Source organism: Williamsia sp. CHRR-6, assembly GCF_018474015.1.
GTDB lineage: Bacteria > Actinomycetota > Actinomycetes > Mycobacteriales > Mycobacteriaceae > Williamsia_A.
On the sequence record NZ_JAHCSG010000006.1, the window covers coordinates 188,429 to 207,231 of the forward strand.

The 18,803-nt window shown below is 69.0% G+C and carries 17 protein-coding genes; 12 read left to right on the plus strand and 5 right to left on the minus strand.

Annotation, left to right across the window (positions count from 1 at the left end; genetic code table 11):
* Together mtr and KIK15_RS16635 are read right to left on the minus strand one after the other, a co-directional pair.
* Entirely contained in the window at positions 1 to 1,389 is a 1,389-nt protein-coding gene (gene mtr, locus KIK15_RS16630; protein ID WP_214245835.1) for a mycothione reductase, read from the minus strand.
* Positions 1,386 to 2,492 (minus strand): alpha/beta hydrolase, encoded by a 1,107-nt coding sequence (locus KIK15_RS16635; RefSeq protein ID WP_214245873.1) that lies wholly within the window; start codon positions 2,490 to 2,492, stop codon positions 1,386 to 1,388. Before KIK15_RS16635 ends, mtr begins: the two co-directional genes overlap by 4 nt.
* A gap of 294 nt (positions 2,493 to 2,786) precedes the next feature.
* Between KIK15_RS16635 and mqo the strand changes: the two genes are divergently transcribed.
* The 7 genes from mqo (at position 2,787) to KIK15_RS16670 (ending at position 11,938) form a co-directional block, all read left to right on the plus strand.
* Positions 2,787 to 4,319 (plus strand): malate dehydrogenase (quinone), encoded by a 1,533-nt coding sequence (gene mqo, locus KIK15_RS16640; protein ID WP_214245836.1) that lies wholly within the window; start codon positions 2,787 to 2,789, stop codon positions 4,317 to 4,319.
* Between the two features lie 13 nt (positions 4,320 to 4,332).
* On the plus strand, positions 4,333 to 4,803 hold the full coding sequence (locus KIK15_RS16645; RefSeq protein WP_214245837.1) for a GNAT family N-acetyltransferase: 471 nt from the start codon (positions 4,333 to 4,335) through the stop codon (positions 4,801 to 4,803).
* Entirely contained in the window at positions 4,800 to 6,863 is a 2,064-nt protein-coding gene (locus KIK15_RS16650) for a VWA domain-containing protein (protein WP_307851943.1), read from the plus strand. The genes KIK15_RS16645 and KIK15_RS16650 overlap by 4 nt, the downstream gene beginning before the upstream one ends.
* A 91-nt stretch (positions 6,864 to 6,954) precedes the next feature.
* Positions 6,955 to 7,572: a cob(I)yrinic acid a,c-diamide adenosyltransferase gene (gene cobO, locus KIK15_RS16655; RefSeq protein WP_214245838.1), complete on the plus strand. Its 618-nt coding sequence runs from the start codon at positions 6,955 to 6,957 to the stop codon at positions 7,570 to 7,572.
* A complete protein-coding gene (locus tag KIK15_RS16660) occupies positions 7,569 to 9,083 on the plus strand; it encodes a cobyrinate a,c-diamide synthase (RefSeq protein WP_214245839.1) in 1,515 nt (504 codons plus the stop codon). Before cobO ends, KIK15_RS16660 begins: the two co-directional genes overlap by 4 nt.
* Positions 9,064 to 10,353: a uroporphyrinogen-III C-methyltransferase gene (gene cobA, locus KIK15_RS16665; protein ID WP_214245840.1), complete on the plus strand. Its 1,290-nt coding sequence runs from the start codon at positions 9,064 to 9,066 to the stop codon at positions 10,351 to 10,353. Before KIK15_RS16660 ends, cobA begins: the two co-directional genes overlap by 20 nt.
* Before the next feature lie 70 nt (positions 10,354 to 10,423).
* On the plus strand, positions 10,424 to 11,938 hold the full coding sequence (locus KIK15_RS16670; protein ID WP_250324843.1) for an MFS transporter: 1,515 nt from the start codon (positions 10,424 to 10,426) through the stop codon (positions 11,936 to 11,938).
* A gap of 24 nt (positions 11,939 to 11,962) precedes the next feature.
* On the opposite strand, the gene KIK15_RS16675 is transcribed toward KIK15_RS16670, so the two are convergent.
* Positions 11,963 to 12,706, minus strand: a complete 744-nt coding sequence (locus KIK15_RS16675; protein ID WP_214245841.1) for a YaaA family protein — start codon at positions 12,704 to 12,706, stop codon at positions 11,963 to 11,965.
* A 59-nt stretch (positions 12,707 to 12,765) separates the two neighbouring features.
* Between KIK15_RS16675 and KIK15_RS16680 the strand changes: the two genes are divergently transcribed.
* Positions 12,766 to 14,496 (plus strand): proline--tRNA ligase, encoded by a 1,731-nt coding sequence (locus tag KIK15_RS16680; RefSeq protein ID WP_214245876.1) that lies wholly within the window; start codon positions 12,766 to 12,768, stop codon positions 14,494 to 14,496.
* Positions 14,497 to 14,550: 54 nt separating this feature from the next.
* Here the strand turns inward: KIK15_RS16680 and KIK15_RS16685 are convergent, their stop codons facing one another.
* Both KIK15_RS16685 and KIK15_RS16690 read right to left on the minus strand, forming a co-directional pair.
* Positions 14,551 to 14,979 carry a ferritin-like domain-containing protein gene (locus tag KIK15_RS16685; RefSeq protein ID WP_214245842.1) on the minus strand — a complete coding sequence of 143 codons (429 nt, stop codon included), beginning with the start codon at positions 14,977 to 14,979 and terminating at the stop codon, positions 14,551 to 14,553.
* Positions 14,976 to 15,581, minus strand: a complete 606-nt coding sequence (locus KIK15_RS16690) for a twin-arginine translocation signal domain-containing protein (protein ID WP_214245843.1) — start codon at positions 15,579 to 15,581, stop codon at positions 14,976 to 14,978. Before KIK15_RS16690 ends, KIK15_RS16685 begins: the two co-directional genes overlap by 4 nt.
* Positions 15,582 to 15,765: 184 nt before the next feature.
* On the opposite strand from KIK15_RS16690, the gene rimP reads away from it, so the two are divergent.
* The 4 genes from rimP to KIK15_RS16710 all read left to right on the plus strand — a co-directional run.
* A complete protein-coding gene (gene rimP, locus KIK15_RS16695; protein ID WP_214245844.1) occupies positions 15,766 to 16,374 on the plus strand; it encodes a ribosome maturation factor RimP in 609 nt (202 codons plus the stop codon).
* Positions 16,375 to 16,469: 95 nt separating this feature from the next.
* Complete coding sequence (gene nusA, locus KIK15_RS16700; RefSeq protein ID WP_214245845.1) at positions 16,470 to 17,483, plus strand: transcription termination factor NusA; 1,014 nt, start codon at positions 16,470 to 16,472, stop codon at positions 17,481 to 17,483.
* A 127-nt stretch (positions 17,484 to 17,610) separates the two neighbouring features.
* On the plus strand, positions 17,611 to 17,889 hold the full coding sequence (locus KIK15_RS16705; protein ID WP_307851945.1) for a YlxR family protein: 279 nt from the start codon (positions 17,611 to 17,613) through the stop codon (positions 17,887 to 17,889).
* A 216-nt stretch (positions 17,890 to 18,105) separates the two neighbouring features.
* On the plus strand, positions 18,106 to 18,803 hold a 698-nt coding region (locus tag KIK15_RS16710; protein ID WP_214245846.1), incomplete at its 3' end, for a translation initiation factor IF-2 N-terminal domain-containing protein.

Here is an 18,803-nt window from a genome sequence, read left to right on the forward strand (position 1 = left end):
TCAGATCTCCAGACCCAGTAGGGCGTTCTCGAGCACCTCGGGCATGCCGGGGTGGATCCAGTACTGGCCCGTGGCCATCGAGGTGGCGTCGAGCCCGAACGACATCGCCTGGATGACCGGCTGGATGACCGTCGGGGCCTGCGGACCCAGGATGTGGGCACCCAGCAGTCGACCCGTGCCGCGTTCGGCGACCAGTTTGCACAACCCGGTGGTGTCCTCCATCGCCCACCCGTAGGCGACGTCACCGTAGGACTGCACCTTGACCGTGACGTCGAGTCCCTGGGATCGCGCCTGGGCTTCGGTGAGTCCTACCGCGGCGATCTGGGGATGGGTGAACACCGCCGCCGGGACGAACCGGTGATCGAACGACTCGAGATCACCGGAATCCCAGCCGCGCAGCAGGTTTGCCTGGATCACGCGCGCTTCGTGGTTGGCCACGTGTTTGAGCTGGTAGGGCGAGCTGACATCGCCCAGGGTCCACACCCCGCGTGCCGCGGTGCGGCCGTGGGCGTCGCAGACCACGCGTCCGGCGTCGTCGAGTTGCACGCCGATGGTGTGCAGATCGAGCAGATCGCCGTTGGGGATGCGCCCGGTGGCCACCAGCAGCGCATCGCCGAGCACCGTGGATCCGTCGGAGAGCTCCAGGGTGATCTCGCCGGAATCGTCCTGCCGTGCGGCGGTGATGGTGACCTCGGTGCGGACATCCCAGTGCTTGCGGGCCACCTCGGTGAACCGCTGGGAGATGTCGTCGTCGAGATGGCGCAGCAGGGTGGCGCCGCGAGCGATGACGGTGACCTGCGTGCCCAGCGAGCCGAAGACGTGAGCGAACTCCGAGGCGATGTAGCCGCCGCCCACGACGAGCAGTCGACGCGGCAGGTCCGGCAGTCGCATCACGTCCTCGTTGGTGTGGAAGGTGACATCGCTGGTGGCGATCACCTCGGGGATCACCGGCCGTGAACCGGCGGCGAGCACCACGGTCGTGGCCCGCACCTGTTCGCCGTCGTCGGTGCTCAGCAGATGGCGGCCATCGGTGCCGTTGCCGGTGAACCGCACATGGGAATTGACCACGGTGATGTTGTCGCAGCGTGACTCCCGGTAGTCACGGCCACCGGCCGAGATGGGGTCGATGCGACCGAACACCCGGGCCACGATCTCGGGCCAGTGCACTGTGTCCAGGGTGGAATCGATTCCGTACCGCGATGATTCGGAGATGGTGGTGGCCACCTCGCCGGCGTAGACGAACATCTTGGTGGGGATGCAGCCCACGTTGAGGCAGGTGCCGCCGTAGATACCCTTCTCGAAGATCGCGATCGAGAGGTCGTCGAATCGGTCGTCGGGGATCGAGTTGCCGCTGCCGGATCCGATGATGGCCAGGTCGACGTCGATCATGAGGTGGCCTCCTGACCGTTGGCAGCGATCACCGGGGATCCTGGCGTCGCCGGTGATGGGTGTGTCGAGGACGGTGGCGCGGGTCGTGTGGTCAGCGTGTCGGCGTGATCGCGCAGCCAGGTCTGCAACGCCTCGTAGGCAGCCGCCCGCACGTCGGGCAGCGAGAGGAACACGTCGTGACGCGCCCCCGTCACGGCCACCGTGCTGACTCGCGAACCCAGCGCACCAGACCATCGGGCGATTTGCTCGGTGTCCAAGACGGTGTCGACCACGTCGATCTCGGGTCGGTAGGGCCCGCCGAGGATCGAGCGGTCCGATCGCAGCACCATCGTCGGTACGCCGGTGTCGATCCCCTGGTGCAGGGTGGCGTGGCCGCGTCGTACGGCGCTGAGGAAACCGAAGCGGACATCGAAACCGCCCAGTGGCTTGAGCCTCAGGTCGTAGTCCCACTCGCCGTGAGCGCTGACGTGCAGGCTCTCGCCGTACCCGCCGGGCACCTTCGTGGGCAGGGTGGCAGTCGCCAACCCGGGGATGCGGGCCAGCGCGTGGATGCCGAAGGTGGTGATTCTGGCGCGTAAGACCGGCGGGCCCTGAAGGTCCAACCATGGACTGTTGAGGACCAGCCCGCTCACCCGGCCGTGCCGAGCGGGATCCGTGCGTCGGATGCGGTCGAGCCACAGCGAGGTGATCAGGCCGCCGGTGGAGTGTCCGATCACCACGACGGCCGCCCCCGGGGTCGTGGCGTCGATGACGTCGAGGGCGATCGCGAGTTCGTCGTCGTACTGGGTGAGGTCGGTGGTGAAGTGCGGGCTGTGTCCCGGGCGCAACGACCGGCCGCACTTGCGCAGGTCCAGAGCGTGGAATCGATACCCCGACGCAGCGAAGGCCTCGGCGAGCTCACGCTGGAAGAAGTAGTCGGTGAAGCCGTGGACGTAGAGGGCCGCCGGTGCGGTGTCGTCGAGGGCGGCACCCCGGTGGCGGACCAGTGTCGCTTCGATCGCTGCCTCGCCGTCGGGATCGGCGCCCAGGGGAATCGTCGCGGCCTCGAAGTCGTTACCTAAGACATCCTCTCGCCACCGGGGCTCGAAAGCTCGGACGTCGATGGTCTCGGCACTGGAGTTCTGGTGTTCGGTCGGCACGACACGACTGTAGTGGGGTCCTGGGCGTGGCGGACTGCTGCGATCGCGGCGGCGCGTCACGGGTGAGTGAGGGGCGAAGCACCGACACGGTGGTGTGCTTTAGGCCACGTGTGCGGTGTGGTTTCCCACAGGAGCTCTACAACCGTCGGGCGTGTGGGGGACACTGAGACCAGACCTGGCCCCGGTCGCACTGATCGGGTTTCGCCCAGCGCGGCACCGAGCAGCGCCGGCGGACACGACAAAGGAGTTGAGCCGCACATGTCTGAGAACGCAACCGAGAAGACCGACGTCGTCCTGATCGGCGCAGGCATCATGAGTGCCACCCTGGGGACCCTGATTCGTCGGCTGCAACCCGACTGGTCGATCAGCGTGTACGAGCGGCTCGACGCCGCCGCAGCCGAGAGCAGCGACCCGTGGAACAACGCCGGCACCGGCCACTCGGCGCTGTGCGAGCTGAACTACACCCCCGAGGCCGCCGACGGCAGCATCGACATCACCAAGGCCATCTCGATCAACGAGCAGTTCCAGGTGTCGCGACAGTTCTGGGCCAACGCGATCGAGACCGGTCTGCTCGACACCCCCGCAGAGTTCATCAACCCGATCCCACACGTGAGCTTCGCCCACGGGCCCGAAGGCGTGAACTATCTGACCAAGCGCCACGCCGCGCTGGCTGACCATCCGCTGTTTCGGGGCATGGAGCTCATCACCGACGAGACCGAGTTCGCCTCTCGTCTGCCGCTGATGTCGCAGGGGCGCGACTTCTCCGACCCCGTTGCGCTCAACTGGTTCGAGGGCGGCACCGACGTCGACTTCGGGGCCCTCACCCAGAAGTTGCTCAACATCGTGGCCGGCAGCGGCTCGGTCAACTTCGGTCACTCGGTGAGCAACCTTTCGCAGCAGTCCGACGGCAGCTGGAAGGTCAAGATCGTCAACGAGCGCACCAAACGCAAGTTCACCGTGCACGCGGGCTTCGTATTCGTCGGTGCCGGCGGCGGCGCGTTGCGGCTACTGCAGAAATCAGGCATCAAAGAGGCGCGGCAGTTCGGCGGGTTCCCCGTCAGCGGTGCGTTCTTCCGGTGCACCAACCCCGACCTCATCTCTGAGCACCAAGCCAAGGTCTACGGCCGTGCTGCCGTCGGCGCCCCGCCGATGTCGGTGCCGCACCTCGACACCCGGGTCATCAACCACAAGCCGGGACTGCTGTTCGGGCCCTACGCCGGGTGGTCGCCGAAGTTCCTCAAGGAAGGCGGCAACTTCGACCTGCTCAAGTCGGTGACGCCGTTCAACGCGCTGCCGATGGTCAGCGTGGCGCCCAAAGAGATTGGCCTGCTCAAGTACCTCATCAGCGAGCTGGCCTCCACCACCGCCGATCGTGTCGACACCCTGCGTGAGTTCGTCCCGCGTGCAGTCGGCTCGGATTGGGAGCTGATCACCGCCGGGCAGCGGGTGCAGGTGATCCGGAAGTCCGGTCCCCTCAACGGTTCGCTGGAGTTCGGCACCGCCGTGGTCAACTCGGCCGACGGCACCATCGCCGGGCTGCTCGGCGCGTCTCCGGGCGCCTCGACCGCGGTTCCGGCCATGCTCGACGTCTTGGAGAAGTGCTTCCCCAAGCATTTCGCCGGCTGGAAGCCCACCCTGACCGAGATGATCCCGTCGTTCGGCCAGAAGCTCTCCGACAACGAGTCGTTGTTCCAAGAGGTGTGGGACTGGACGTCGACCGTGCTGCGCCTCGACGGATCGACGCAGACTCCCGCCGACGGCGACCGCGTGGCGGTCACCACCGCAGTGTGATACTCATCAACCCATGACCGCCACCGCGACCCTGCACCGCAGCTGGGCCCTCGACCTCGATGTCACGACGCTCTACCGGATCCTGCGGTTGCGGGTCGACGTGTTCGTCGTCGAACAGGCGTGTGCCTACGCCGAACTCGACGGGCGGGACCTCGAGTCCGACACCCGTCATCTCTGGCTGGAGGAAAACGGCGAAGTGGTGTGCACGTTGCGCCTGCTCGAGGAACACGACGATGGCAAGTCGTTCCGCATCGGCCGTCTGTGCACCGAGCGCGCTCACCGCGGCCAAGGCCACACCACGCGGCTGCTGCGAACCGCGTTGGCCGAGGTCGGGTCGCATCCGTGTCGCATCCACGCGCAGACCTACCTGGTGGACATGTACGCCAAGCACGGGTTCAAGCCCGAAGGTCCGGAGTACCTGCTCGACGGGATCCCGCACGTGCCGATGCGTCGTGGCGGTGGGGAGCCCTGGCAGCCCGCGTGACGCCCGACAATCTCGACCGAGACCCGCTGCTGGCGACTGATGAGGTTGTCGCACAACGCTTTCCGTTCAGTGCGGTGGTCGGTCAGGACAGTCTCAAACAGGCTCTCATCCTATGCGCCATCGCACCCGAGATCGGTGGGGTGCTGATCCGGGGCGAGAAGGGCACCGCGAAGTCGACGATCGTGCGCGCGTTGGCCCCGTTGTTGCCGCCGACCGTGACGGGGCAGGCCGGACGGGTCGTCGAGCTGCCCATCGGGGCAACCGAGGACCGGGTCATCGGGTCCATAGATGTGCACAAGGTGCTGCGCGACGGCGACGCCTCGTTCACGCCGGGTCTGCTCGCCGCCGCCGACGGCGGCGTGCTCTACATCGACGAGGTCAACCTGCTGGCCGATCATCTCGTCGACGTGCTGCTCGACGCGGCCGCCATGGGGCGGGTGACGGTGGAACGCGACTCGACCTCACGCAGCTACTCGGCGCGTTTCGTCTTGGTGGGCACCATGAATCCCGAAGAGGGGGAGCTGCGACCCCAGTTGCTCGACCGGTTCGGGCTGGCGGTCAGTGTGCGGGCGCCCCGCGCGGTCGACGAACGGGTCGAGGTGATCACCCGCCGGATGGCCTACGACGCCGATCCCGCCAGTTTCTCCCAGGCCTGGCGCGCCGCCGATGTCGATGTGGCCCAGACCATCTCCGACGCGAGGTCGCGGCTGTCGACGGTGGTGCTGTCGGTTGCCGAGATGCGTCGGATCGCCGCGGTGTGCGCCCACCTCGAGGTCGACGGCCTGCGAGGCGACATCGTGGTGGCTCGCGCCGCCCGGGCTCACGCGGCGTGGCGGGGCGCCGAGGAGGTGACCGAGGCAGATGTGCGGGTGGCCGTCGAGTTGGCGTTGCCGCACCGTCGCCGGCGCGACGCGTTCGACGAGTCCGAGACCTCTGCCGACGACCTCGACGACGCCATGCAGGCCGGGCGCGCTGCCGCCGATGGACCCGAACCCGATCCCGACCCAGGGGGTGGGCCCGGGACTGTCTCATCACAGGGCTCGGAGACCGCCGAGGGGGAGCAGGCGAGCACGGGCGCGTCTGACCCCTGCCCGCCCACCACCGGCCCGTCCGGTCCTGACTCATCTGCACCCGACTCGTCGGCAGGGGCGCCGGGGCCCGAGTCATGTTCGGGTGCACCATCAGCAGAATCGTCGACCGGTGAGTCCGGGGCGGACCGCAGTGCCTCGACCGAGCCGATGCCCGCGCCGCCGACGCGGGCAGTACCCATCCCTGGGCGCGTGGTCCGCGCGCTGCGTGTATCCGGGATCGGCGACGGCGATCCGGGACGGCGATCACCGGCACGTAGCCGGCGTGGATCGGTGGTGGGTGCTTCCCCGCAGGTGCTCGCGGCAGGCATCCACCTGCACGCCACGGTGCTCGCCGCGATCGAGCGGCAGGCCGATTCCCGCGGTCGAGGCCTCACTGTCGAGCCCGACGATCTGCGCGGCGCAATCCGCGTGGGTCGCGAAGGCAACCTCGTCGTCTTCGCCGTCGACCTGTCGGGGTCGATGACCGCGCGTCAGCGGCTCGATGCGGTCAGCGGTGCATGCTCGGCGCTGCTGCGTGACTCCTACCAACGTCGCGACCGGGTGGCGGTGGTGGTCTTGAAGGGCACCGGCGCCCACCTCGTCGTCCCGCCCACCCGGTCGGTGACCGCGGCTCTGCGTGGGCTGACCGGTATCGCAACCGGGGGCCGAACCCCGTTGGCGGAAGGGATCATCGAAGCCGCCGCGGTGATCCAGCGAGCTCGCCACACCGATCCACGGCGCCGATCGTTGATGGTCGTCATCACCGACGGGCGCGCCACCAGCGGACCAGGGGCGGTGCCGCGGGCGATGGCGGCCGCTGACCGTATTCGCAGACTCGGGGTGCACAGCGTCGTCGTCGATTGTGAACAGGGTGTGGTGCGCCTCGGTCTGGCCGCACGGTTGGCAGGGCACCTCGGTGCCCGCCACCTCGACGTGGGCGATGTGACCACCGATGCCGTGGTGGGTGCGGTCCGGCGGTCGGTGGCCTGACCCCACCACTGCATCCACGGGCCGAACCGTCCACATCCCCAGCCCGAATCCCCAGCCCGCCGTCCAGCCAGCGATCCAAAGGAGAACCTCGGTGCCTCAAGGTGTTCCTCCCGTCGTCCCCGACGACGGCCTCACCACCCGCCAGCGGCGCAACGCTGCCCTGCTCGCGGTGCACACCGGCGACGGCAAGGGCAAATCGACGGCGGCGTTCGGGATGGCCATGCGGGCCTGGAACGCCGGTCTGGACGTGGGGGTGTTCCAGTTCGTGAAGAACGCCAAGTGGAAAGTCGGCGAGGAGACCGCAATGCGGGCGCTCGGCGAGCTGAACCAGCGCAACGGCCTCGGTGCACCGGTGGACTGGCACAAGATGGGTTCGGGATGGTCCTGGATCCGACACGGCGATCAGACCGAGATCGAACACGCCGATCAGGCCCGCGAGGGCTGGGCTGAGATCAGGCGGCGACTCGCCGCACAAGCGCACGACTTCTATGTGCTCGACGAGTTCACCTACCCGCTGGCCTGGGGGTGGATCGACGTGGCCGACGTGGTGCAGGTGTTGGGCGACCGTCCCGGTCGCCAGCACGTGGTGATCACCGGACGGCGTGCACCGGCCGAGCTGATCGACGCGGCCGACCTGGTCACCGAGATGACCAAGGTCAAACACCCCATGGATGCCGGCCGCAAAGGTCAGAAGGGCATCGAGTGGTGACCTCGATCCCGACCGTCGTCATCGCCGCGCCCGCCTCGGGCAGCGGGAAGACAACGGTGGCAACAGGTCTCATCGGGGCGCTACGGCGGGCCGGGCACCGCGTGGCCCCGTTCAAGGTGGGGCCGGACTTCATCGACCCCGGCTACCACGGGCTGGCCGCAGGGCGTCCGGGTCGCAACCTCGACCCCAATCTGGTGGGCACCGATCGGGTGGCGCCGCTGTTCGTCGCCGGCTGTCGGGGCGCCGACATCGCCGTCGTCGAGGGCGTCATGGGGCTGTTCGACGGTCGTATCGACGACTCCGGTGGCGAGGTGGCCGCAGCGGTCACCGACGGTCCGGCCCGTGGGTCCACCGCACATGTCGCCGCGCTCCTCGGCGCGCCGGTGATCGTGGTGGTCGACGCTTCTGGACACAGCCAGACCCTGGCCGCAGTCCTGCACGGGCTGCGCACCTTCGATCCGGGGGTGGACATCTGCGGGGTGATCCTCAACCGCGTCGGCTCGCCTCGACACGAATGGGTGCTGCGGCAGGCCTGCGATCGGGTGGGGCTGCCGGTGTTCGCGGTGCTTCCCCGGGTCACCGACCTCGTCGTGCCCTCTCGTCACCTCGGCCTCATCCCGGCCGCCGAGCACGGTGGGGCCGCCCACTCCGCGGTCGAGGCGATGGCCGAACTCCTCGGTCGAACCGCTGATCTGGGGGCGATCGTGGCCGCAGGGTCGGCGCGACGACCGCTGGCCGCACCGGCCTGGTCGGCTGCCGACGAGGTGATCGCACACGGCGGCGCGGTGCAGCACAGCGGTGCGCCGGTGCGGGTCGCGCTGGCCGGCGGTGCGGCGTTCACCTTCGGCTACGCCGAGCAGCCCGAGTTGCTGTCCGCGGCCGGCGCAGAGGTGATCTCCTTCGATCCGCTCGTCGACCGGTTGCCCCCCGAGACCGACGCGGTGCTCATCGGCGGGGGATTCCCCGAGGAGCATGCCGCCGAGCTTGCGGCGAACGTCGAACTGCACCAACAGATCCGCGATCATGCCGGGGCCGGGCGGCCGGTGGCTGCCGAGTGCGCCGGACTGCTCTACCTCTGTCGCGACCTCGACGGACATCCGATGGCCGACGTGGTGGCACGCCACGGCCGATTCGGTCCCCGACTGACCCTGGGCTACCGCGATGCCGTCGCACTGTCCGACTCACCGCTGTTCGTCGCCGGAACCCGGGTGACCGGACACGAGTTCCACCGCAGCGCGGTGACCGAGACCGCAGAATCGCGGTCTGATCGTCCCGGACTCGGTGATCGAACCGAGGCGGCATGGGCCTGGCGCGCTGCTGGGCTGCCGACCACCGAGGGAGTGGTTGCCGGATCGGTACACGCCTCCTACCTGCACCTGCACCCGGCGGGTGTTCCGCAGGCGACCGTTCGGCTGTTGGCCGCGGCCCGCGCCGCGCGCCGGTGCGACCCGGCCACCGGCAGCGTCGATGAGCGGTCGGTACCGTCTGAGCATGCCGCACCCACCTCGTGACCCCGCCGCGGGTGAGCCGGTGACCGCCGTGTCGGGCGAGCCGGATGGACCCGACCACTACCTCGTCGGACTCGACCTGCGGGGCCGTCGGGTGGTGGCGGTCGGTGGGGGTTCGGTGGTCACCCGACGGCTCGGAGCGCTCGCGGCCGCCGGAGCGCAGATCGAGGTCATCGCGATCGACCCCACCCCGACCGTGGAGTCGTTCCCGGGGATCACCCTGCAGCGCAGGGCATATCGCGACGGTGACCTCTCCGGCGCCTGGTACGCGCTGGCGTGCACCGACGATCCCGAGGTGAACGCGGCGGTGGTCGCCGAGGCGGATCGGCGGCGGATCTTCTGCGTGCGAGCCGACATCGCCCGCGCAGGCAGCGCGGTCACCCCTGCCTCCATCCGCCACGACGGGTTGACCGTCGGGGTGCTGGCCGACGGCGATCACCGCCGGTCGGCGCGGGTGCGCAACGAGATCAGCTCGGCGTTGCTCGACGGGGATCTGTCGGCGGTGCCTACTGCCCCGCATGCGCCCGGGGTGGCGTTGGTCGGTGGCGGCCCCGGTGATCCCGACCTCATCACCGTGCGCGGCCGCCGACTGCTGGCCCAGGCCGACGTGGTGGTGGCCGACCGTCTGGCGCCGGCGCAGCTACTGGCCGAACTGGGGCCGACGGTGACGATCATCGACGCCGCGAAGGTGCCCTACGGGCGTGCGATGGCGCAAGAGGCGATCAACGATGCGCTCATCGAGCACGCGCGGGCCGGTCGGTTCGTGGTGCGCCTCAAAGGCGGCGATCCCTACGTGTACGGGCGCGGATTCGAGGAGTTGGCGGCGTGTGTGGCCGCCGGTGTCCCGGTGACCGTGGTCCCCGGCATCAGCAGTGCGATCGCGGCACCGGCATCGGCGGGCATCCCGGTCACCCATCGCGGGATCACCCACGAGGTGATCATCGTGTCCGGTCACCTGGCCCCCGACCATCCTGACTCGCTGGTCGACTGGTCGGCCCTGGGCCGCATGCGTGGGACGGTCGTGTTGATGATGGCGGTCGAGCGCCTCGAGTTGTTCACCGACGCCCTCATCGCCGCGGGCCGTGACCCGCGTACCCCGGTGGCGATCATCGAGAACGGGTCGATGCCCGGTCAGCGACGCACCGACACGGTGCTCGCGCAGGCGGGTCGGGCGGCCGGTGACGCGGGGGTGCGGCCACCGGCGATCGTGGTGATCGGAGCGGTGGCAGGTTTCGACGCCCGCACCGGATCGGTGGGATCCTCGCCGGCCTGAGATTCGTTGTTCGCGCTGGTCAGCGCCCGGCGAATCGAGTGTCGGAGGTGCGGGAGGGTAGCTTGTCCCCATGACTGGCACCGGGGAGATGGCACACGGGTCGACAGGCGCGACGAAGGTCTTCGGCTGGCCGATCTTCGTTCTCGGTGGAATGCAGCTGCTGGTGGTGCTCGACGGCACCGTGGCCGCCTTGGCCCTGCCGCGTATCCGCGATGCGCTGCGTCTCAGCGAGTCGAGCGGCAACTGGATCATCACCGCCTACGTCATCGCCTTCGGTGGACTGATGCTCCTCGGTGGGCGTCTGGGTGACACGTTCGGCCGCAAACGCATGTTCGTGGTGGGCGTGGCCCTGTTCACGCTCACCTCGCTGTTGTGTGGACTGGCGTGGGACGAGGCCAGCCTCGTCGTGGGTCGCGCGCTGCAGGGTGCGTCGGCAGCCATCGCCGCCCCGACGGCGATGGCGTTGGTGGCCACCACCTACGCCCCCGGGAAGGCGCGTAGCACCGCGTTCGCCGTGTACGCGGCCATGACCGGCGTCGGATCGGTCGCCGGGCTGATCGCCGGCGGTGCCCTCACCGAGATCAGCTGGCGGTTGGTGTTCTTGATCAACATCCCCATCGGGGTGTTCGTCGTCGTCGGTGGGATCGCGTTCCTCGTCGAGTCACAGGGTGAGCGCCTCGCCCTCGACATCCCCGGGGCGATCCTGGTCACCGTCGGTGCCTCGCTGCTGGTGTTCGCCGTCAACGAGGGGCCCGGCGGCTGGGTTCGACCGATGGTCCTGGTGCCGGCGATTCTCGCCGTCGTGGTGTTGATCGCCTTCTACGTGGTGGAACGCTCCGCGGCCAACCCGGTGTTGCCGTTCGAGTTCTTCCGTGACAGCAGTCGGGTGGCGGTGTTCGCGTCGATCCTGCTCGCCGGGGCGTTGCTGATGTGCATGGCCGTCTACATCGCGCTCTACCTGCAGGGCATCCTCGACTACTCGCCGCTCAAGAGTGGTCTGTCGGTGGTCCCGTTCGCGTTCGGTCTGGCCGTCGGCGCCACCCTGGCATCCCGGCTGGCCCAGACGATCGGCTGCCGGTGGATCGTGCTGATCGGTGGGGCGAGCATCCTGCCGGGGTGTCTGTATGCGGCGCACATCTGCACCCGGTCCCCGAACTACTTTCCCGACATCCTCATCCCGGTGGTGGCCATCGGATTCGGGGTGGGGATGTCGTCGATCCCGCTGACGCTGTCGGCGGTGGCCGGGGTGAAGGTCACCGAGATCGGCCCCATGACCGCGATCGTTCAGGTACTGCAAAACCTCGGCGGGGGTGTGGGTCTGGTGATCGTCGGTGCATTTGTGACCTCCAAGACCCTGGCCGAGGGTGGTACCACTCGGCCAGTGGCGGAGATGAACGATGCTCAACTGTTCGCGCTGTCCCAGGGCTATTCGGTGGCGTTCGTGAGCGCAGCCGTCATCGCGGTGATCGTGGGCGCGGTCGTGATGTTCGTCCGCTACACCCCAGAGCAGGTGGCTGAGGGGCAACAGGCGCAGGAAGCTGCCGCGAAAGGCGTCGAGGCCGACCTCGACCGGGTGGGCGGCTGATCGACGCCTGCCACGCGGTGCAGGTCAGTCGGTGAGGATCACCAGTTCACGGTCCGAGGCGATCTCGGTGCGTTGACCGCCGCCTGCAGCGACCGCGGCCAGCACGTTGATGTCGTGCACCGTGCGGCGACTGCGCAGCAGGGACGACACCAGCACCCCCTTGTGGTGCTTGTTGAAATGACTGACGACGCTGCGGGTTCCGTCGGGCTTCTCGGTCAACACGGTGACCTCCACGGCGCCGGGCACCGGTCCCAGGGCGCGATATCCGCCCGACCGCAGGTCCACGACGAGATCGGATCCCAGCCCGTTGAGCGCTGTGGTCAGATCCGGTTTCCACTGCGAGCCCAGCGTTCCCAGGTTCGGTAGGCGTGAGGCCGCCGACAGCCGGTAGGCGGGGATCAGGTCGGTGGCACCGACCACTCCGAACAACGCCGACCCGATGAGCAGGCGTTCGTCGGCGCGACGCCGCGCTGCGGCACTGAGTGCGGCCACGTCGATCGCGTCGTAGAGCACCCCGGTGTAGCGCTCCAGCGCCGGTCGGGTGGGTGCAGAGAACAGCGAGGCGTTGCGGGCCACCTCGGCCAGTTGGGTGCGTCCAAGCCCCAGGGCCGCGGCGCTGGCCTCCACGTCGTCGGCCAAATCCACCAGCGCGTCGGCGATCCGGCGCCGGATCGGGGTCAGCGTGGGCAATGTGAGCCCCTCGAGTCGTAGTGCCGGACCGGTTCCGCCGTCGGACTTGGTCTCCGAGGGCGGCAGGATGATCAGCACAGCGTCGAGGGTAGTGCGCCGCCGGTCAGCCACTACGCTGGCTACTCGTGATCACCCGAATGTCGTCCTTGTTCCTGCGCACCCTGCGCGACGATCCCGCAGACGCCGAGGTACCCAGCCACAAGCTGTTGGTACGTGCCGGATACGTACGGCGGGTGGCTCCAGGCGTCTACAGCTGGCTGCCGTTGGGTCTGCGGGTGCTGCGCCGCGTGGAGAACGTGGTGCGAGAAGAGATGAATCGCATAGGGGCGCAGGAGATCTCGCTGCCGGCCCTGTTGCCGCGCGAGCCGTATGAGGTGACCGGGCGGTGGTCGGAGTACGGCGACGCGTTGTTTCGACTCAAGGATCGCAAGGGTGCCGACATGCTGCTCGGACCCACCCACGAGGAATTGTTCGCGCAGCTGATCAAGAGTGAGTACACCTCGTACAAAGACCTGCCGGTCACCCTCTATCAGATCCAGACCAAGTATCGCGACGAAGAACGCCCCCGCGCAGGGATCCTGCGGGGCCGCGAGTTCGTGATGAAGGACTCGTACTCCTTCGACCTCGACGAGGGCGGATCCAAGGCGTCCTACGACGCCCACCGCGAGGCATATCAGAAGATCTTCGCCCGACTCGGCGTGCGCTATGTGATCGTCGCGGCCACCTCGGGGGCCATGGGGGGCAGTGCATCTGAGGAGTTCCTGGCCGAGAGTGAGGTGGGCGAGGACACCTATGTGCGCTGCCTGGAGTCCGGCTACGCGGCCAACGTCGAGGCCGTGGTGACCCCGGCACCCCCGGCTCGTCCGATCGAGGGGCTGGCCGAGGCAGTGGTCTACGACACCGGTTCGACTCCGACCATCCCCACCCTGGTCGACTGGGCCAACGCTGCCCTCGATCGCACGGTGACCGCCGCCGACACCCTCAAGAACATCCTCGTCAAGGTGACCCACGCTGACGGCGCCACCGAGATCGTGGGGATCGGTCTGCCCGGTGACCGGGAGGTTGATCTCAAGCGACTCGAGGCGTCGTTCGAGCCGTCGTCGGTTGCGTTGCTCGATGACGCCGACTTCGCCGCGAATGCGTTCCTGGTGAAGGGATACATCGGCCCGAAGGCGCTGCTGGCCAACGAGGTCCGCTACCTCGTCGACCCGCGGGTGGTCGACGGCACCGCCTGGATCACCGGTGCTGACGAACAGGGCAAGCATGTGGTCGACCTGGTCGCCGGTCGCGATTTCGTCGCCGACGGGACCATCGAAGCTGCGCAGGTGCGTGACGGCGACCTCTCGCCCGACGGCCGGGGTCCGCTGGTGTCGGCGCGTGGGATCGAGATCGGGCACATCTTCCAGTTGGGACGCAAGTACACCGACGCCTTCGAGGTGGATGTGTTGGGCGAGAACGGCAAACCGGTCCGGCTCATCCAGGGTTCCTACGGTGTCGGGGTGTCGCGCCTGGTGGCGGTGATCGCCGAGCAGACCCATGACGAGAAGGGCCTGGCGTGGCCGCGTGAGGTGGCACCGTTCGGTGTGCAGATCGTGGTGGCCAACGGCAAGGACGCCGCGGCCGCAGCGGCCGGGGAGCAGCTCGCGACCGCGCTCGATTCCGCCGGCGCCGAGGTGCTCCTCGACGACCGCAAGGCCTCACCCGGGGTGAAGTTCAAGGACTCCGAGTTGCTCGGGGTGCCCACGACGGTGGTCATCGGACGCAGCTTCAGCAACGGTGTGGTGGAGGTCCGCGACCGGATCACCGGGGACGTCGCTGAGATCGCACTGGATGAGGTGGTCGGCCACCTCATCGGTGAGCGCGCCTGACCCTGCCCGCCCCCGAGCCCCGAAAGCCCTGGTGCAGCCGAGGTCGGCGGGAGCTCAGGTGCCCGGCAGTGCCACGGTGGCCGGCGTGATCCGCAGCGCCAACCGCCAGGTGGCCGCGCGCCGGGCGGCATCGCTGAGCCCGGCCACCGCGGTACCCCGTTGCTGGGGTTGATCGCAGCGTTCCACCATCGATCGCCAAGCGCGCGCGCAGTCCTGCTCGGCGGCCAACATGGCCTGCACCGCCCCGGTCGGACCGGTGACCTCGACCGGAAGCACGTAGCCGGGGGCCGCGACCGGTACCGCCACCTGGGCGGCGGCCAGTAGTCGCGCCAATTCGTCACGGCGAGAACGGTGTTCGGCCAGATACTCGTCCAGTGTCGATCGGCGACCGGCCGCGGCGTACGCAGCAGCGATGCCGTAGGTGAAGATGGCCGCGTCCTGCGCGCCGATGGCGGCGACGATGGCGTCGGTGGCTTCGCTCACGCCAACTGCACCTCGAGGTGGGCGTTCACCGACGCAGCGATGGAACCCAGCAGACCCGCGCGGTAGCCATCGGAGTCGATGGCCAGTGCGGTACTCGCCGACTTCGCTTCGGACAGGCGCGCCCGCAGTGTCTCGACCGTGGGGGTCGGCGGGGCAGCGGGTTGTGCGCTCGAAGACCCCCCAGGGGTGGTGGGCGGCGATGTGCGCGACGCCGGGGCCGCGAGCCCTGAAGCCGTGCCCGGTCGCGCGAGTCTTGGTGCCAGGCGCGCGATCTCGTCGTCTAATGCGCGGGCGTGCGCGTCGCGCTCGTTCGCGATGACCAGCAGTGCAGCCGCGCGATCGGGTACGCGTGTGCTCAGGGTGCGGGCGAGTTCGGCCTCGGCGGAGGCGGCTTGTGCCAGCGGGGACAGTCGGCGCGCCACGATGGTGTCGGCATCGATTCCTTGCCCCGATGAGCAGGCGGCGGTGGCCGGGACCGTGGCGACGGCGGCGGCAACGGCGGCGTAACGCATCACGGTGCGACGCGACACCTCCGACGCCATGATCGACGGCGTGAGGTGGGAGTCGACTCGGCCCGTGCGCGGTGACGACTGAAGGTTCACAGCCGCCCATCCTGCCAGCCTCGGCCGGACCCGCACGTCGGGGCGCGTGCTGACATCGGCGTCGCCTCCCGGATGGGTCAGGGGGGCGACGAAGGCGGGGTAGACTGCACCCTCACGCAGCACCCGACGACCGCGGCCGCAGCAGTCGAGTTCGGTTGGGACAACTACAGACGAGGAGGTCGGCATGTCCGATGACAGTGACCGGGTCGCCACCTCCGTCCGTTCACTCATCGCCTCGGCCGGGCTCGATCTCGAGGATGTCGTGGTCATGCGCAACGGCGACCGCAGCGTGATCCGTGTCGTCGTGGACTCCGATTCCGGTACCGAACTCGATCAGCTGGCCGAGTTGTCGCGAGCGGTGTCCGACGTCCTCGACGCCGACCCGGCACCGGTTCTCGGTGGTCTGGCCTACACCCTGGAGATCACCTCACCCGGTGTCGACCGTCCGCTGACCGCGCCTCGCCACTGGCGGCGGGCCCAGGGGCGCAAGGTGATCGTGGAGATGCTCGAAGAACGCGAACCACTGGCAGGTCGGGTCGGTCGGCTCGGTGCCGATGAGGCGACGGTGGAGCTGGTGTTGGGAGCACGCGGCCGCCCGCACATCCGGACCGTCGCCCTCGATCGGGTGCAGCGAGCGGTGGTCCAAGTCGACTTCAGCGGACCGACCGCCGCTGAACGCGAGCTGTGTGGACTTCCCGCAGCCGGGGCACCGCCGCCGCCGCGCGACCTCACCGACCTGCGCGAGGTGACCGATCACCCGCGCGACCCCAGCCCTGACGACCACCGTGCCTGACGACCAACTCGCCTGACGACCAACTCGCCCGAGCAGACCACCTCTGACGCCGCTCCCGCACGGCGTCGCGCATCGTCCACGTCGAGAGGAACGACATGAACATCGACATAACCGCCCTGCGAATGATCGAGGCGGACAAGGGGATCCCGATCGAGACGGTGATCACCGCCATCGAGACCGCACTGTTGACGGCCTACCGACACACCGAGGACCACTCCGCGCACGCGCGGGTGGACGTGAACCGCAAGTCCGGTGAGGTGCGGGTGATGGCACAGACCCTCGACGAGTACGGCGAGGTGATCTCGGAGTGGGATGACACACCTGAGGGTTTCGGCCGGATCGCTGCCACCACCGCCCGCCAGGTCATCCTGCAGCGGCTGCGCGACGCCGAGAACGAGCGCAGCTTCGGTGAGTACGTCACCCACGAGGGCGAGATCGTCGGTGGCGTGGTGCAGCAGGACGCTCGCGCCAACGCTCGAGGGCTGGTCATCGTGCACATCGGCAGCGAGACCGCGGGTACCGAAGGGGTGCTGCCTGCGGCCGAGCAGGTTCCCGGTGAGACGTACCGTCACGGCGACCGCATCAAGTGCTACGTCGTCGGGGTGCTCCGTGGCTCCCGGGGACCGCAGATCACACTGTCGCGAACGCATCCCAACCTGGTGCGCAAGCTGTTCTCGCTGGAGGTGCCCGAGATCTCGCAGGGCGCGGTGGAGATCGTCGCGGTTGCCCGAGAGGCCGGGCATCGGTCCAAGATCGCGGTGCACACCTCGGTGGGTGGCCTCAACGCGAAGGGCGCCTGCATCGGCCCGATGGGCCAACGCGTGCGCAACGTGATGCGCGAGCTCGGTGACGAGAAGATCGACATCATCGACTATGACGAGGACCCCGCCGTGTTCGTGGGCAACGCGTTGTCGCCTTCGAAGGTCGTTTCGGTGACCGTGGTCGACCCGGTGGCCAAGGCGGCCCGCGTGGTGGTCCCCGACTATCAGCTGTCACTGGCCATCGGCAAGGAAGGCCAGAACGCACGCCTGGCGGCCCGCCTCACCGGCTGGCGGATCGACATCCGATCCGACGCCGAGGCCCCTGGGGACCCGAGCGAGGAATCATGATCGTGCGAGTCCGCACCCGGCGTGCAGGTTGCCTGTTCGTAGCGGCGTGTCGGGCGCGACGCGATCAGATTTGCGGTGGGCGGTAGACTTCCCTGTGGTCGAGCAAGCGCTGGTGAAGGCCGGTCCCGTGCGGACATGTATCGGATGTCGCCAGCGCGAATCGGCTGCCCACCTCATCCGGTGGGTGGCCGTGCAGAATCAGGGTGGGATGGACGTGATCGTCGATCCCACGTCGACCATGTCGGGACGAGGCGCCTGGCTGCATCGCAACGCGGACTGTCTGCGTCTGGCGCTGCGGAGACGCGCTTTCGGTCCGGCACTGAAGGTGCCTGCTCTGGTGGTCGACGCCGCTGCCCTCGGACGACAGTTCGAAGCGGTGGTCGACCCTGAGCAGGGGCAGACATGATCTCGACCCGCGTCACGGCCGTCGCCGTGCCGCACCGGTGGGGAAGCGAGAGCCGGTCGCGCAATCGCGATCGGTGGAGCGCCGGCGACGACAGCCGTCGGCAGGACAGGTAGCAGAAGACATGAGCACACCGTGAAGTACCCACGATGAGCACGTTTCGGACGTAATCCGAGGTCGTAGCGGGAAGCCCGCTCGACCTCACAAGTGAGGAGAGCAGTGGCAGGCAAGGCCCGCGTGCACGAGTTGGCGAAAGAACTCGGTGTCACAAGCAAGGAAGTCCTCGCTCGACTGAGCGATCAGGGCGAGTTCGTCAAATCGGCGTCGTCGACGGTGGAGGCTCCCGTCGCCCGTCGCCTCCGAGAATCGTTCGCCGGTTCCACATCCACAGCGGCCCCGGCCGCTCCGGCGGGTGCTCCGGCCACGCCCGGCCCCCGCAACAAGCCCGCGCCGACGCCGGGTCGGTCGGCCAAGCCGGCAGCCCCGGCTCCCACGCCGGCCCCGGCTCCCACGCCGGCACCTGCACCGGCGGCAGCGGCCCCGACTCCGGCGCCCGCAGCCCCTGCTGCTCCGGCTCCGGCAGCACCCGCCGCACCGGCTCCGCGTCCCGCGGCTCCTGCGGCGTCGGCGTCGGTACCGGCAGCGCCGGCACGTCCCGGTGGTCCCAAGCCAGGTCCGCGTACCCCGCGCGTCGGCAACAACCCGTATTCCTCGGCCCCGACCCCCGCACCGCGGCCGCCTGCGGCTCGACCGGGGGCCGGACAGCCTCCGGCCCGTCCCGGCGCCCGACCCGCCGCCGCCATGGCCGACGGCGCGTTGGGCCACGACCACGTCGACGCCGTCCTCGACGTGCTGGCGAAAATCCCCTCGGCCACCGCACCAGAACTACGCGACCTCGCCGACACCCACCTCGCCGA

What these genes read in the sequence shown, in the direction of transcription:
- mtr (WP_214245835.1), bottom strand. Translation starts at nt 1,389, where the DNA reads ATGATCGACGTCGACCTGGCCATCATCGGATCCGGCAGCGGCAACTCG.
- cobA (WP_214245840.1), top strand. Translation starts at nt 9,064, where the DNA reads ATGCCGCACCCACCTCGTGACCCCGCCGCGGGTGAGCCGGTGACCGCC.
- rimP (WP_214245844.1), top strand. Translation starts at nt 15,766, where the DNA reads ATGTCCGATGACAGTGACCGGGTCGCCACCTCCGTCCGTTCACTCATC.
- KIK15_RS16680 (WP_214245876.1), top strand. Translation starts at nt 12,766, where the DNA reads ATGTCGTCCTTGTTCCTGCGCACCCTGCGCGACGATCCCGCAGACGCC.
- nusA (WP_214245845.1), top strand. Translation starts at nt 16,470, where the DNA reads ATGAACATCGACATAACCGCCCTGCGAATGATCGAGGCGGACAAGGGG.
- KIK15_RS16670 (WP_250324843.1), top strand. Translation starts at nt 10,424, where the DNA reads ATGACTGGCACCGGGGAGATGGCACACGGGTCGACAGGCGCGACGAAG.
- mqo (WP_214245836.1), top strand. Translation starts at nt 2,787, where the DNA reads ATGTCTGAGAACGCAACCGAGAAGACCGACGTCGTCCTGATCGGCGCA.
- KIK15_RS16645 (WP_214245837.1), top strand. Translation starts at nt 4,333, where the DNA reads ATGACCGCCACCGCGACCCTGCACCGCAGCTGGGCCCTCGACCTCGAT.